This is a genomic window from Alpinimonas psychrophila, assembly GCF_014137865.1.
Lineage (GTDB): Bacteria > Actinomycetota > Actinomycetes > Actinomycetales > Microbacteriaceae > Alpinimonas > Alpinimonas psychrophila.
In genome coordinates, this window is record NZ_JACGWU010000007.1 from 63,309 (window position 1) to 77,169 (window position 13,861).

At 56.2% G+C, this 13,861-nt stretch carries 8 protein-coding genes and 3 rRNA genes; 8 read left to right on the plus strand and 3 right to left on the minus strand.

The window, feature by feature from the left end; all coding sequences use genetic code 11:
* The first annotated feature begins 24 nt into the window (after positions 1-24).
* Both FB555_RS09345 and cls read left to right on the plus strand, forming a co-directional pair.
* Positions 25-210, plus strand: a complete 186-nt coding sequence (locus FB555_RS09345; RefSeq protein ID WP_182485213.1) for a hypothetical protein — start codon at positions 25-27, stop codon at positions 208-210.
* Positions 211-212: 2 nt separating this feature from the next.
* Positions 213-1,670 carry a cardiolipin synthase gene (gene cls, locus FB555_RS09350; RefSeq protein WP_182485214.1) on the plus strand — a complete coding sequence of 486 codons (1,458 nt, stop codon included), beginning with the start codon at positions 213-215 and terminating at the stop codon, positions 1,668-1,670.
* Between the two features lie 18 nt (positions 1,671-1,688).
* On the opposite strand, the gene FB555_RS09355 is transcribed toward cls, so the two are convergent.
* The 3 genes from FB555_RS09355 to FB555_RS09365 form a co-directional block, all read right to left on the minus strand.
* Entirely contained in the window at positions 1,689-2,231 is a 543-nt protein-coding gene (locus FB555_RS09355) for a YbaK/EbsC family protein (RefSeq protein ID WP_343046447.1), read from the minus strand.
* On the minus strand, positions 2,228-2,584 hold the full coding sequence (locus FB555_RS09360) for a TfoX/Sxy family protein (protein ID WP_182485215.1): 357 nt from the start codon (positions 2,582-2,584) through the stop codon (positions 2,228-2,230). Before FB555_RS09360 ends, FB555_RS09355 begins: the two co-directional genes overlap by 4 nt.
* 304 nt (positions 2,585-2,888) lie before the next feature.
* Complete coding sequence (locus tag FB555_RS09365) at positions 2,889-3,842, minus strand: pirin family protein (RefSeq protein WP_182485216.1); 954 nt, start codon at positions 3,840-3,842, stop codon at positions 2,889-2,891.
* Positions 3,843-3,990: 148 nt separating this feature from the next.
* On the opposite strand from FB555_RS09365, the gene FB555_RS09370 reads away from it, so the two are divergent.
* From FB555_RS09370 to rrf, 6 genes are all read left to right on the plus strand, one after another.
* The gene (locus FB555_RS09370) at positions 3,991-6,507 is read left to right on the plus strand and encodes an ATP-dependent Clp protease ATP-binding subunit (RefSeq protein ID WP_182485217.1); all 2,517 of its coding nucleotides are present in this window, start codon (positions 3,991-3,993) and stop codon (positions 6,505-6,507) included.
* A gap of 126 nt (positions 6,508-6,633) precedes the next feature.
* Positions 6,634-7,143, plus strand: a complete 510-nt coding sequence (locus FB555_RS09375; protein WP_182485218.1) for an amino-acid N-acetyltransferase — start codon at positions 6,634-6,636, stop codon at positions 7,141-7,143.
* A 13-nt stretch (positions 7,144-7,156) separates the two neighbouring features.
* The gene (locus tag FB555_RS09380) at positions 7,157-7,813 is read left to right on the plus strand and encodes a hypothetical protein (RefSeq protein ID WP_182485219.1); all 657 of its coding nucleotides are present in this window, start codon (positions 7,157-7,159) and stop codon (positions 7,811-7,813) included.
* Positions 7,814-8,397: 584 nt separating this feature from the next.
* A 16S ribosomal RNA gene (locus FB555_RS09385) occupies positions 8,398-9,918 on the plus strand.
* Between the two features lie 482 nt (positions 9,919-10,400).
* Positions 10,401-13,515 (plus strand): 23S ribosomal RNA (locus FB555_RS09390).
* Between the two features lie 143 nt (positions 13,516-13,658).
* A 5S ribosomal RNA gene (gene rrf, locus FB555_RS09395) occupies positions 13,659-13,775 on the plus strand.
* Together the 16S, 23S and 5S rRNA genes form the textbook arrangement of a ribosomal RNA operon.
* The last annotated feature ends 86 nt before the right edge of the window (positions 13,776-13,861 follow it).

Genomic DNA, 13,861 nt, shown 5'->3' on the forward strand with positions numbered 1-13,861 from the left:
TCACCGCGCTAGTCTAAAACCACCATGGATAACTTCTGGCTCAACGCCCTCTGGTCGCTCACGCCGACCGTGCTCCTCGGCCTGCTCTTTTGGCTCATTATTCGTTCCATCGTGCGTTCTGACCGCACGGAGCGTGAGGCCCGCGTTCGCATTGAAGCTGAGGAAAGGGCCAAGCGCGGTCTTCCGGCTGCCGCTCCCCAAGGGAGCTAAGTGTGAACACCCTGTCATTTTGGATTGCCGTTGCGGCAGTCCTTCTTGACCTAGCCATCCGTGTGACGGCCATCATTATCGTGCCCCGCAATCGTCGACCTACGTCGGCAATGGCATGGTTGCTCGCCATTTTCTTCATCCCCTATGTCGGGGTTCTTCTCTTTTTGCTCATCGGGAGCCCCCGATTGGGGCGTGGCCGCCGCCGCCGTCAAAGTGAAATCAATAAGTTCATCATTGAATCCACCGAGGGCATGGATGAGATCGCCAAGGTTGATGCCTGGCCGCCGTGGCTTGAATCCGTCGTAAAGCTCAACCGCAACCTCGGCTCCATGCCAATGATTGGTGGCAACACCGCGAGCCTGCAGATTGATTACGAAAAGAACATCGGTGACATCGCGGCCGACATTGACGCGGCCAAGCGTTTCGTTCACGTTGAGTTCTACATCCTCTCCTCCGACTCCGTAACGGAACCCTTCTTTGCCGCCATGGCCAGGGCCGTCGAGCGTGGCGTCAAGGTTCGCGTTCTTTTTGATCACGTGGCAGCCCTGCGCACGGTCGGCTACCGCCAGACAAAGAAACACCTCACCGAGATCGGTGCGGAATGGCACGTAATGTTGCCTTTCCTGCCCCTCGAAGGCAAGTATGAACGCCCCGACCTGCGCAATCACCGCAAGCTCGTCATCATCGATGGCGTTACCGGGTGGATGGGCTCGCAGAATCTCATCGACTCCAGTTACCTCAAGAAGTCCAATCTCAAACGTGGCCTGCACTGGAAAGACGCCATGGTGCGTCTGCGCGGCCCCATTGTTGCGGGACTCAATGCGATCTTCATCACCGATTGGTACAGCGAAACCGACATTCTGCTCACGCGTGAAGCTGAGCCCCGGGAATCGGTGACCTCGGGGGAGACCCTCGACTGCCAGATTGTGCCGAGCGGCCCGGGCTTCGCCGAGGAAAACAATCTCCGCATGTTCTTGGCCTTGCTCTATTCAGCCCAAGAGCAAATCATCATTACCTCGCCGTACTTTGTTCCAGATGAATCGCTGCTGTACGCCGTCACCACCGCGACCCAGCGTGGTGTTCGCGTAGAACTGTTTGTTTCCGAAGAAGGCGATCAGGCGTTGGTTTACCACGCCCAGCGCTCGTACTACGAGGCGCTGCTCCGCGCCGGAGTAGTCATCTGGCTCTATAAGGCGCCGACGATCCTGCACTCCAAACACATCAGCATCGATGATGACGTTGCCGTCATCGGCTCGAGCAACATGGACATGCGCTCCTTCAGCTTGAACCTCGAGGTCTCCCTCATGGTTCGCGGCCGGTCATTTGTCGAACAAATGCGTGCCGTAGAACAGCGCTACCGCGATGACAGCCGTCAACTTTCCCTTGAGGAATGGATGAAGCAGCCCCTGCGCTCCACCGTTCTCGACGGTCTCGCTCGCCTCACCTCAGCCCTGCAGTAGCCACTCTGGGACTCCTCTCTAAGACGCCTCAGCCACGTCCGTGGGGGTTCCACCGGTCATGCGAACGAGCTCCGCAAATGTCGTCTCATACACATAGGCCGGATGCCCACCCGCGGAAAAAATCGTCTCAAACTGTGCGAGAAAAGTGTCCACAAGAGTTGGCAACTCTGATGCAAGCCCTACGGGGGAGACCCCGCCAATGACATACCCCGTGGCCGCCCGAACAACATCGGCGTTGGCCTTCGTGATTTTCTTGCCGCCAAATGCGGCAGCGATCTTGTGGGTGTCGACGCGATGACCCCCGGATGACATCACCAACACCGGCTCACCGTCCGCCAGAAAGACGAGCGAGTTCGCGATCTGAGCTCGGGTAATACCGAGGCCGTCGGCAGCGGCCTGCGCGGTGTGCGCCGTGTCATCGAGACGAACAACATCACCGCTCGCACCGTGCTTCCTCAACGCCGCCCGAAAGCGCTCTACAGATTCCGGATGCGCCAATCGCGGAGGCACCGTTTCCGGCGCAGGATCAGCCGAAACTCGGGTTGGCGGCTTCTCGCTCACAGATTTGTCTCTTTCGTTGCGGTCTTGGCCTTTGGTTTGGCGCGTTGCTTCGGCGCCGGAAGAGCGTCCACGGTCACGCGCACCAACTCGTACAGCCACGTCGAATCGCCCAAGCGGCTCGACGGTATCTCGAAATGCGGTTTTGCCCCGGGATACGGAGATCCGCGACCGACGTCCCCGCCCACAGTCTCCCCAGGCTGGGTAATCTTGACGAACATAGTGTTGTTGCACAGCACACCCAAGAACTTGTTATCGCAATAGATGCCGTACTCGCCAAACATTGGGCGCACCCGCACGTCGCGTGCGCCCAAGGCGTCGAGTACCTCTTCAGTGAATTCCTTTGTCGTAGCCATGACTCAAGGTTAGGCCGGCATTGCACGCGTAGTCACGCGCAAATACCGTCGTCCTCGCCGAGATCTCACGAAATCCGACGTCACATCAGTCCCCTCCGCCGAGAAGCCACGTTGTACGACCTGTTTTCCTGGAGGCCCGTCTTGGAGGTAGTTGGGCGAGAGGCGCCCGTCGCGAAGTCGTTTTTCGTGGGATCCGATTGCCGGCCAAGGAACCAAAATTGCGAAGAACTCCTCCACGCAGCAGGGGGCCTCTGTCACACATCAGCGAATGTCAGCCCATGTAAGTGGATGTCAGCCAACACGCTTATGAATGATTTCGCCGGGGCCGCAGGATCACTGTCGGCATTTCCGGAGCCGGCAATGCTGCCCCGTCGTAGTCAACGCGACCAAACACCCCGGCCTCGTTCCCGCCGGCAACCACATCGCCTTGCCACTGCTCGCGAAAGGCCACAATCTCCTCGTGGCTGCGTCCCAGAAAGTTCCACCACATCACGAGCTCCTCGGTGAAGGGGGTCCCGCCAATGAGCACGAGCCGCACCGGTTGATTGCCCGTTTCTATGCTTAATTCGCCGAGGCCCACCTCGAGAAGCAATAGCTCATCCTGTGCCGCGGCTTCCCCGTTGACCGTAATCGCCCCGGCATCCACCAGAATGCCGTGCTCAAACGTGACATCGACCGGCACAACGAACATCGAATTGGCCGGAGCCACAATCTCAATCCCCACGAGCGGGCTAAATATCGTCGCGGATGATGCGACCGTTCCGAGCCCGGCGACGGCGGGCATCCCTAATCCCCGAGCCAGTGCGCCAACAAATACGGTCAGCTGGGCATCGCCAAGCCTGACGCGCGGCGCAACATGATGCTCAAAGAACGGTGCAATGTGGCGATCTGCCTCCGGCAGCGCGACCCATAGTTGCACCCCGTGCACGGTCGTCGAGCCCAGCTGGGAAACCTCCGAATGCGAAATTCCTGCCCCGGCCGTCATGAGGTTAACCGACCCCGGACTGATCAGCTGCCGACTGCCCACACTGTCGCAATGCTCAACCTCGCCAGCAAATAACCAGGTGACGGTTTGTAATCCCGTGTGCGGATGCGGCGGTACCACCATCCCCGAATCCTCGCTCACGACATCCGGCCCAAAATGGTCGAGAAAACACCAAGCGCCGATGGTGGAACGTTCTCGTTGGGGGAGTGTCCGACGCACGGTCATAGCGCGAACGCCACCGAGCGGAACAGTGCGTGGCGAGAGGATACTCATGCCCTCCAGCGTACTTTGCACGCCGTGGGCGAACACGACAGGGCAGTTTGCACGCCGCAAGCGAACAGGGCCACGAAGACAGCGTTCTTCTGGTTATTCTCGAAAACAAGCACCCACTGCGCTGGTGAGTGCCGATGGGAGTTTTGAGATGTTTGAGAGATTTACAGACCGCGCTCGTCGCGTCGTTGTTTTGGCCCAAGAAGAAGCCAAGATGCTCAACCACAACTACATCGGTACCGAGCACATTTTGCTTGGCCTCATCCACGAGGGGGAGGGTGTTGCCGCCAAGGCACTCGAGTCCCTCGGCATTTCGCTGGATGCCGTGCGCGAGCAGGTGCAGGACATCATCGGTCAGGGCCAACAGCAACCCACCGGTCACATTCCCTTTACCCCCCGCGCCAAGAAGGTTCTCGAGCTGAGTCTGCGTGAAGCGCTCCAGCTGGGCCACAACTACATCGGAACCGAGCATATTTTGCTGGGCCTCATTCGCGAGGGCGAGGGCGTTGCTGCTCAGGTTCTTGTCAAACTTGGCGCAGATCTGAACCGGGTTCGCCAACAGGTCATTCAGCTCCTCTCGGGCTACCAAGGCAAAGAGCAAGTCGCTGCCGGTGTCAAAGAGGAGTCCACCGCTTCGCAGGGTTCCACCGTGCTGGATCAGTTCGGCCGCAACCTGACCCAGGCTGCCCGCGAGGGCAAGCTTGACCCCGTTATCGGCCGCGAAAAAGAGATCGAACGCGTCATGCAGATTCTTTCACGCCGCTCCAAGAACAACCCCGTCCTCATCGGCGAACCCGGTGTTGGCAAGACGGCCGTCGTCGAGGGCTTGGCACAAGCCATCGTCTCCGGCAACGTCCCCGAGACCCTCAAGGGCAAACAGCTCTACTCACTCGATCTCGGTTCACTCATCGCCGGTAGCCGCTACCGCGGTGACTTTGAGGAACGCCTGAAAAAAGTCACCAAAGAGATTCGCACGCGTGGTGACATCATCACCTTCATCGACGAGATTCATTCTCTGGTGGGTGCCGGTGCCGCCGAGGGTGCCATCGACGCGGCCAGCATCCTGAAGCCCCTTTTGGCTCGTGGTGAGCTCCAGACCATCGGTGCCACCACGCTGGACGAATACCGCAAACATTTCGAGAAGGATGCTGCACTCGAGCGCCGCTTCCAGCCCATCCAGGTCGCCGAGCCCTCCTTGCCGCACACCATTAATATTCTCAAAGGCCTTCGTGACCGCTATGAGGCTCATCACAAGGTGCAAATCACCGATGGCGCCATCGTCGCGGCCGCTAACCTCGCCGACCGTTATGTCAGCGACCGTTTCCTGCCAGATAAGGCCATCGACCTGATCGATGAGGCGGGTGCACGTTTGCGCCTGTCGATTCTGTCGAACCCGCCCGAGCTGCGTGAACTCGACGACCAGATTGCTATGGTTCGTGCGGCCAAAGAGAAGGCCATCGAAGACACCGATTTCGAGAAAGCTGCCTCGCTGCGTGACGAGGAGAAGAACCTCCAGGGTGAGCGTGTGCGCCGTGAAAAGGAATGGCGCAAGGGAGACGTTGCCTCTCAGGGCATTGTCGACGAGGGCTTGATCGCCGAAGTTTTGGCGCAGGCCACAGGCATTCCCGTCTTCAAGCTCACCGAGGAAGAGTCCGCGCGCCTGGTCTTCATGGAAAAGGCATTGCACCAGCGCGTTATCGGTCAAGAAAAGGCGATCTCGGCTCTGTCCAAGACCATCCGTCGCACGCGTGCGGGCCTCAAAGACCCCAAGCGCCCCAGCGGTTCATTCATCTTTGCCGGCCCAACCGGTGTTGGAAAGACCGAACTCGCCAAGGCGCTCGCCGAGTTCCTATTCGACGATGAGTCGGCCATGATTTCCCTCGACATGAGCGAGTACGGCGAGAAGCACACTGTTTCTCGTCTGTTTGGGGCTCCTCCCGGATTCGTTGGATTTGAAGAGGGTGGCCAGCTCACCGAGAAGGTGCGTCGCAAGCCGTTCAGTGTCGTGCTCTTCGACGAGATCGAGAAGGCTCACCCCGACATCTTCAACTCGCTGTTGCAGATTCTCGAGGAAGGCCGCCTGACCGATGGTCAGGGGCGTGTCATCGACTTCAAGAACACGGTCATCATCATGACGACCAACCTCGGTACCAAGGACATCTCGGGTGGCCCCGTTGGTTTCCAGCTCGAGGGTGACGTGGCGAATGACTACGACCGCATGCGCGGCAAGGTCATCGAGGAGCTCAAGAAGCACTTCAAGCCAGAGTTCTTGAACCGTGTTGATGACACCATCGTCTTCCCGCAACTCGACAAGGTCGAATTGCTTCAAATTGTGGATCTCTTCACCAAGCGTCTAAGCGAGCGTATGCTCGACCGCGATATGACACTTGAGCTGTCGCTTGCGGCTAAGGAACGCCTCATCGACGTGGGCTTCGACCCCACTCTCGGTGCCCGCCCCTTGCGTCGCGCCATGCAGTCCGAAATCGAAGACCGTCTCTCGGAGCGCATCCTGCAAGGTGAACTCGCTGCCGGCAACCACGTTCACGTGGACTTCGTCGACGGAGACTTCGTCTTCACCACCACGACCCGCGAAGCGGTTTCTGTTGGTGTCGCGAGCCAGGCGAATGGCATTGCCATCACGCCTGACATCGTCGCCGACTTCCAGTAGCTCCAACGATCTGCCCGGTGCCATCCGCTCGCGCGGCCAACACCTCCGTCGAAAGGCGCGGCCCCCTCGTGGGTGTCGCGCCTTTCGCGTTTTTGACCACCTCGTGTCAGCCGCTAGCCTTGAGCCATGGCTGAGTCACCGTTCATCGTCCGCCGCGCACGCACCGCTGATGTCCCTTGGATTCAGTCCCTCGCCGCCCCGCTGGTCGCCCAGCGCATCCTGCTCGGCAAAGAAAACGTGTCCGTCTACGAGGCGGTCCAAGAATTCCGCATTGTCGAAGACTCCCACGGAACGCCCATCGGTTGTGGCGCCCTGCACGTCATGTGGCAAGACCTCGGCGAAGTTCGCACCCTGGCCGTCGATGACGCATGGCTCGGCAAGGGCGTGGGTCACGCCATCCTGTTGCACCTTGAAAAGGATGCCCGCAAACTGGGCTTGTCACGCCTCTTCTGCCTCACATTCGAGGTTGATTTCTTTACCCGCCATGGTTTCACTGAAGTGAGCGATGAAATCATCGCCCCGGAAGTTTATGCCGAGCTCGCGCGCTCCAATGATGAGGGCGTCGCTGAGTTCCTAGACTTGGCACGGGTCAAGCCAAACACCCTTGGAAATACAAGGATGTTGCGACTCCTGTAGGTAACGTATCTTCATGACCACTCCGAACTCGGGCCAAGCTCGCAGAGTCTCTCCGGCCGTTTACCGCCGCCGCCGTCTCGTCGTGGGAATCGGCCTGCTCGCCGTCGTCATCGCCGTTATCTTGATCATTGTTCAGCCCGGCGGGGCGACCCCCAGCCCAGCGGCGTCAACGCCCCCGGCGAGTAGTAGTCCTAGCGGTACGTCAACTCCCGCTTCGACGCCGGCGTCAACGCCCGCCGCGGCGACTGCTGCTGACACGGCAAACGTTGCCGCGTGTGATCCGACGAAGCTCACCGTTGGTGCGATAACGGATGCCGTTGATTACCAGCCCGGTGTCCTTCCTCAACTTTCTCTGACGATCACGAATACGGGCACCACGCCGTGCGTCTACAACGTCGGTACCTCGCAGCAGGTTCTTTCGATAACCAGTGGGGCGGAAACGTACTGGATGTCCAGCGACTGCCAGACGGACCCATCGGACCTAAATGCCGTCTTGGAACCAGGGAAGACGGAGACATCTGCCCCCATCCAATGGTCGCGGCAGCGTAGCGCAGCGGGGGCGTGCGACAGCCCGGGAGTAACGGTGCCAGCCAATGGCGCCTCGTACTATTTGATGGCGAATGTTGGCGATGTTGCTTCTAAAGAGTCTCGCCAATTCTTGCTATATTGATGGCTCTTGTGAGCGCTCAGCCACGGGTGAAAAAGAAACCTGCCAAATGGGCCATTTCGATTTGCTCCAACCCCCAGAAACACGTATTGTTATCTCTTGTCACCCCATAGGAATTGAAACGCAAATTGCTGCGAATCGCCTCAAGCGGGACTAGTTAGATCAGCCAAGTGAGAGTCTTTTGAAGACTTGCCCAGGCCTGAACGAAACGACATAAACACCATGTTGTGAAGCAGCATCGAAGAGTCATCGACTCGCCGGTAATGCGTTTGACAAAGTCATCCAACATGGTAAGTTAGGTAAGTTGCCCTACACCGCCTCGTCAAGGTTGTGGAGTGGGAGCGCCCGATCCTTGAGAACTCAACAGCGTGCACAATGTCAAATGCCAAAAACCCTGTGGCATCAAATTACGCATCTTTTCTAGATGTTGTGTTGGTGTTCAGGATTCCTTTGGAATAACAAATTAAACAACAAAGCAAGTCAGTAATGATTTGTTCTGTCAGTTTCAAACTTGTGGTTTCTTCGCCCATTCCGGCGGGTTACCACACTAGATGTGCCCGGTACTTCGGTTCCGAGGCTATTAAACATTTACGGAGAGTTTGATCCTGGCTCAGGACGAACGCTGGCGGCGTGCTTAACACATGCAAGTCGAACGATGAAGCTGGGGCTTGCTCTGGTGGATTAGTGGCGAACGGGTGAGTAACACGTGAGTAACCTGCCCTTGACTCTGGGATAACTGCTAGAAATGGTAGCTAATACCGGATACGACCCTCGGAGGCATCTTCAGGGGGTGGAAAGAATTTCGGTCAAGGATGGACTCGCGGCCTATCAGCTAGTTGGTGAGGTAATGGCTCACCAAGGCGACGACGGGTAGCCGGCCTGAGAGGGTGACCGGCCACACTGGGACTGAGACACGGCCCAGACTCCTACGGGAGGCAGCAGTGGGGAATATTGCACAATGGGCGAAAGCCTGATGCAGCAACGCCGCGTGAGGGACGAAGGCCTTCGGGTTGTAAACCTCTTTTAGTAGGGAAGAAGCGAAAGTGACGGTACCTGCAGAAAAAGCACCGGCTAACTACGTGCCAGCAGCCGCGGTAATACGTAGGGTGCAAGCGTTGTCCGGAATTATTGGGCGTAAAGAGCTCGTAGGCGGTTTGTCGCGTCTGCTGTGAAATCTGGGGGCTCAACCCCCAGCCTGCAGTGGGTACGGGCAGACTAGAGTGCGGTAGGGGAGATTGGAATTCCTGGTGTAGCGGTGGAATGCGCAGATATCAGGAGGAACACCAATGGCGAAGGCAGATCTCTGGGCCGTTACTGACGCTGAGGAGCGAAAGCATGGGGAGCAAACAGGATTAGATACCCTGGTAGTCCATGCCGTAAACGTTGGGAACTAGATGTAGGGGCCATTCCACGGTTTCTGTGTCGCAGCTAACGCATTAAGTTCCCCGCCTGGGGAGTACGGCCGCAAGGCTAAAACTCAAAGGAATTGACGGGGGCCCGCACAAGCGGCGGAGCATGCGGATTAATTCGATGCAACGCGAAGAACCTTACCAAGGCTTGACATATACAGGAAAAGCGTAGAAATACGCTCCCCGCAAGGTCTGTATACAGGTGGTGCATGGTTGTCGTCAGCTCGTGTCGTGAGATGTTGGGTTAAGTCCCGCAACGAGCGCAACCCTCGTCCTATGTTGCCAGCACGTAATGGTGGGAACTCATGGGAGACTGCCGGGGTCAACTCGGAGGAAGGTGGGGATGACGTCAAATCATCATGCCCCTTATGTCTTGGGCTTCACGCATGCTACAATGGCCGATACAGAGGGCTGCAATACCGTAAGGTGGAGCGAATCCCACAAAGTCGGTCTCAGTTCGGATTGAGGTCTGCAACTCGACCTCATGAAGTCGGAGTCGCTAGTAATCGCAGATCAGCAACGCTGCGGTGAATACGTTCCCGGGCCTTGTACACACCGCCCGTCAAGTCATGAAAGTCGGTAACACCCGAAGCCAGTGGCCTAACCGTAAGGGAGGAGCTGTCGAAGGTGGGATTGGTAATTAGGACTAAGTCGTAACAAGGTAGCCGTACCGGAAGGTGCGGCTGGATCACCTCCTTTCTAAGGAGCACGTTCTCCTCGGTCTGTATACAGCCGGTTATAGGAGACAGCCGTTTGTAACCCAGTTAGGGTTGCACGGCGCTCATGGGTGGAACATTGACATTGATGCAGAGCCGAATGGTTCACGATTAGTACGATTCTTTAGGGAATTTGGAATGTTGTGTCTCAGGGTGTTTTGTATGACGCACGCTGTTGGGTCCTGAGGGACCGGTACTTACTCGCACGTCTTTAGGGGCGTGAAAGTCTTTATTGACTTGTTGAGTATGAACCTTTCCTCTGGACCTTTCTTTCGTTGGCAAAAGCCCAATGATAAGAAGGGTACCGCCCGTACTTTGAGAACTACACAGTGGACGCGAGCATCTTATACTCAGGCCTTTATTGGCCTGGTGTATTAAAGATCATAAAGGCACTCAATTTATTGAGTGTCAGATAGATCATTGGTCAATTTCTTTTATAAGAGATCGATTCAAAACTCATGTGATTTTCAAATTTATAAGAGCAAACAGTGGATGCCTTGGCATCTGGAGCCGAAGAAGGACGTAGTAATCTGCGATAAGCCTCGGGGAGCTGATAAACGAGCTTTGATCCGAGGATGTCCGAATGGGGAAACCCCGCCAGGCCCGCAAGGTGACCTGGTGACTCCCGCCTGAATATATAGGGCGGGTAGAGGGAACGTGGGGAAGTGAAACATCTCAGTACCCACAGGAAGAGAAAACAAAAGTGATTCCGTAAGTAGTGGCGAGCGAACGCGGAAGAGGCTAAACCGATCATGTGTGATATCCGGTAGGAGTTGCATGGTCGGGGTTGCGGGACTTTTCATTTAGTTCTACCGAGCTATAAGGATTACAACGTTGTATAGACGAATGGTATTGAAAGGCCAGTCATAGAGGGTGCAAACCCCGTAGTCGAAATGCAGCAATGGTCCGAGAAGTATCCCAAGTAGGACGGGGCCCGAGAAATCCCGTTTGAATCCGTCAGGACCACCTGATAAGCCTAAATACTCCCAGATGACCGATAGCGGACAAGTACCGTGAGGGAAAGGTGAAAAGTACCCCGGGAGGGGAGTGAAATAGTACCTGAAACTGTTTGCTTACAAACCGTTGGAGCCTCCTTGTTGGGGTGACAGCGTGCCTTTTGAAGAATGAGCCTGCGAGTTAGTGATATGTGGCGAGGTTAACCCGTGAGGGGAAGCCGTAGCGAAAGCGAGTCTTAATAGGGCGATACAGTCGCATGTTCTAGACCCGAAGCGAAGTGATCTATCCATGGCCAGGTTGAAGCGACGGTAAGACGTCGTGGAGGACCGAACCCACTTAGGTTGAAAACTGAGGGGATGAGCTGTGGATAGGGGTGAAAGGCCAATCAAACTTCGTGATAGCTGGTTCTCTCCGAAATGCATTTAGGTGCAGCGTTGCGTGTTTCTTACTGGAGGTAGAGCTACTGGATGGCCGATGGGCCCCACCGGGTTACTGACGTCAGCCAAACTCCGAATGCCAGTAAGTGAGAGCGCAGCAGTGAGACAGTGGGGGATAAGCTTCATTGTCGAGAGGGAAACAACCCAGACCACCAACTAAGGTCCCAAAGCGCGTGCTAAGTGGGAAAGGATGTGGAGTTGCCGTGACAACCAGGAGGTTGGCTTAGAAGCAGCCACCCTTGAAAGAGTGCGTAATAGCTCACTGGTCAAGTGATTCCGCGCCGACAATGTAACGGGGCTCAAGCACGCCACCGAAGTTGTGGCATTGATATATTTTGGTAGGCCTTCGTGGTCCAGCCATATTGATGGGTAGGAGAGCGTCGTGTGGCCAGCGAAGCGGCGGTGTAAACCAGCCGTGGAGGCTACACGAGTGAGAATGCAGGCATGAGTAGCGAAAGACGGGCGAGAAACCCGTCCTCCGGAAGACCAAGGGTTCCAGGGTCAAGCTAATCTTCCCTGGGTAAGTCGGGACCTAAGGCGAGGCCGACAGGCGTAGTCGATGGACAACGGGTTGATATTCCCGTACTGATGAAGAACCGCCCAAACTAATCCCGTAATGCTAAGAGTCTGAATACTCAAGTTGATCCCTTCGGGGTGATGTTTGGGGGCTAGCACTCGACCCTATGCTGGTGCGGTTAGCGTATTAACAGGTGTGACGCAGGAAGGTAGTCAAGCCGGGCGATGGTTGTCCCGGTCTAAGGATGTAGGGCGAGAGATAGGCAAATCCGTCTCTCATGAAGCCTGAGACCCGATGGGTAGCACGCAAGTGCGAAATTGATGATCCTATGCTGCCAAGAAAAGCATCGACGCGAGGTTCAAGTCACCCGTACCCCAAACCGACTCAGGTGGTCAGGTAGAGAATACTAAGGAGATCGAGAGAATCATGGTTAAGGAACTCGGCAAAATGCCCCCGTAACTTCGGGAGAAGGGGGGCCTGAGGCGTGTAGGGATTTACTCCTGAAGCGTTCGAAGGCCGCAGAGACCAGTGGGAAGCGACTGTTTACTAAAAACACAGGTCCGTGCTAAGTCGCAAGACGATGTATACGGACTGACGCCTGCCCGGTGCTGGAAGGTTAAGAGGAGCGGTTAGCGTAAGCGAGGCTGCGAATTTAAGCCCCAGTAAACGGCGGTGGTAACTATAACCATCCTAAGGTAGCGAAATTCCTTGTCGGGTAAGTTCCGACCTGCACGAATGGCGTAACGACTTCCCAGCTGTCTCAACCGTGAACTCGGCGAAATTGCACTACGAGTAAAGATGCTCGTTACGCGCAGAAGGACGGAAAGACCCCGTGACCTTTACTACAGCTTGGTATTGGTGTTTGGTGTGACTTGTGTAGGATAGGTGGGAGACTGTGAAGCTTGGACGCTAGTTCAGGTGGAGTCATTGTTGAAATACCACTCTGGTCACTCTAGACATCTAACTACGAACCGTAATCCGGTTCTGGGACAGTGCCTGGTGGGTAGTTTAACTGGGGCGGTTGCCTCCCAAAAAGTAACGGAGGCGCCCAAAGGTTCCCTCAACCTGGTTGGTAATCAGGTGTCGAGTGTAAGTGCACAAGGGAGCTTGACTGCGAGACTGACAAGTCAAGCAGGGACGAAAGTCGGGACTAGTGATCCGGCAGTGGCTTGTGGAAGCGCTGTCGCTCAACGGATAAAAGGTACCTCGGGGATAACAGGCTGATCTTGCCCAAGAGTCCATATCGACGGCATGGTTTGGCACCTCGATGTCGGCTCGTCGCATCCTGGGGCTGGAGTAGGTCCCAAGGGTTGGGCTGTTCGCCCATTAAAGCGGTACGCGAGCTGGGTTTAGAACGTCGTGAGACAGTTCGGTCCCTATCCTCTGCGCGCGCAGGAAATTTGAGAAGATCTATCCCTAGTACGAGAGGACCGGGATGGACGAACCTCTGGTGTGTCAGTTGTTCTGCCAAGGGCACCGCTGATTAGCTACGTTCGGAACGGATAACCGCTGAAAGCATCTAAGCGGGAAGCCGGCTTCAAGATGAGATTTCCATCCCTTTTAGGGGAGAGGCTCGCAGCTAGACTACTGCGTTGATAGGCCGGATGTGGAAGCGAGGACTAAAGACTCGTGAAGCTGACCGGTACTAATAAGCCGATAATTTGATAATCACTACACACACTTATGTTGTAAGGCTGAAGTGTGTGGCATGAAGATTGCTTGCGTCCACTGAGTGGTTCTCGATGTACGGTCGAGAACGACGAACAAACACGTTTTTGTTCACGTTTCACATTTGATTGACATCAATAGTGTTTCGGCGGCCATAGCGAGAGGGAAACGCCCGGTTACATTCCGAACCCGGAAGCTAAGACTCTCAGCGCCGATGGTACTGCAGGGGGGACCCTGTGGGAGAGTAGGTCACCGCCGGACTTATTTGTAAAATAGCCACCCATTCATTTGGGTGGCTATTTTGCGTTAAGCGTCATAATATTGCCAGTTCGTTTCGCTCGTCCGGG

What these genes read in the sequence shown, in the direction of transcription:
- FB555_RS09345 (WP_182485213.1), top strand. Translation starts at nt 25, where the DNA reads ATGGATAACTTCTGGCTCAACGCCCTCTGGTCGCTCACGCCGACCGTG.
- FB555_RS09370 (WP_182485217.1), top strand. Translation starts at nt 3,991, where the DNA reads ATGTTTGAGAGATTTACAGACCGCGCTCGTCGCGTCGTTGTTTTGGCC.
- FB555_RS09360 (WP_182485215.1), bottom strand. Translation starts at nt 2,584, where the DNA reads ATGGCTACGACAAAGGAATTCACTGAAGAGGTACTCGACGCCTTGGGC.
- FB555_RS09375 (WP_182485218.1), top strand. Translation starts at nt 6,634, where the DNA reads ATGGCTGAGTCACCGTTCATCGTCCGCCGCGCACGCACCGCTGATGTC.
- FB555_RS09365 (WP_182485216.1), bottom strand. Translation starts at nt 3,842, where the DNA reads ATGAGTATCCTCTCGCCACGCACTGTTCCGCTCGGTGGCGTTCGCGCT.
- FB555_RS09380 (WP_182485219.1), top strand. Translation starts at nt 7,157, where the DNA reads ATGACCACTCCGAACTCGGGCCAAGCTCGCAGAGTCTCTCCGGCCGTT.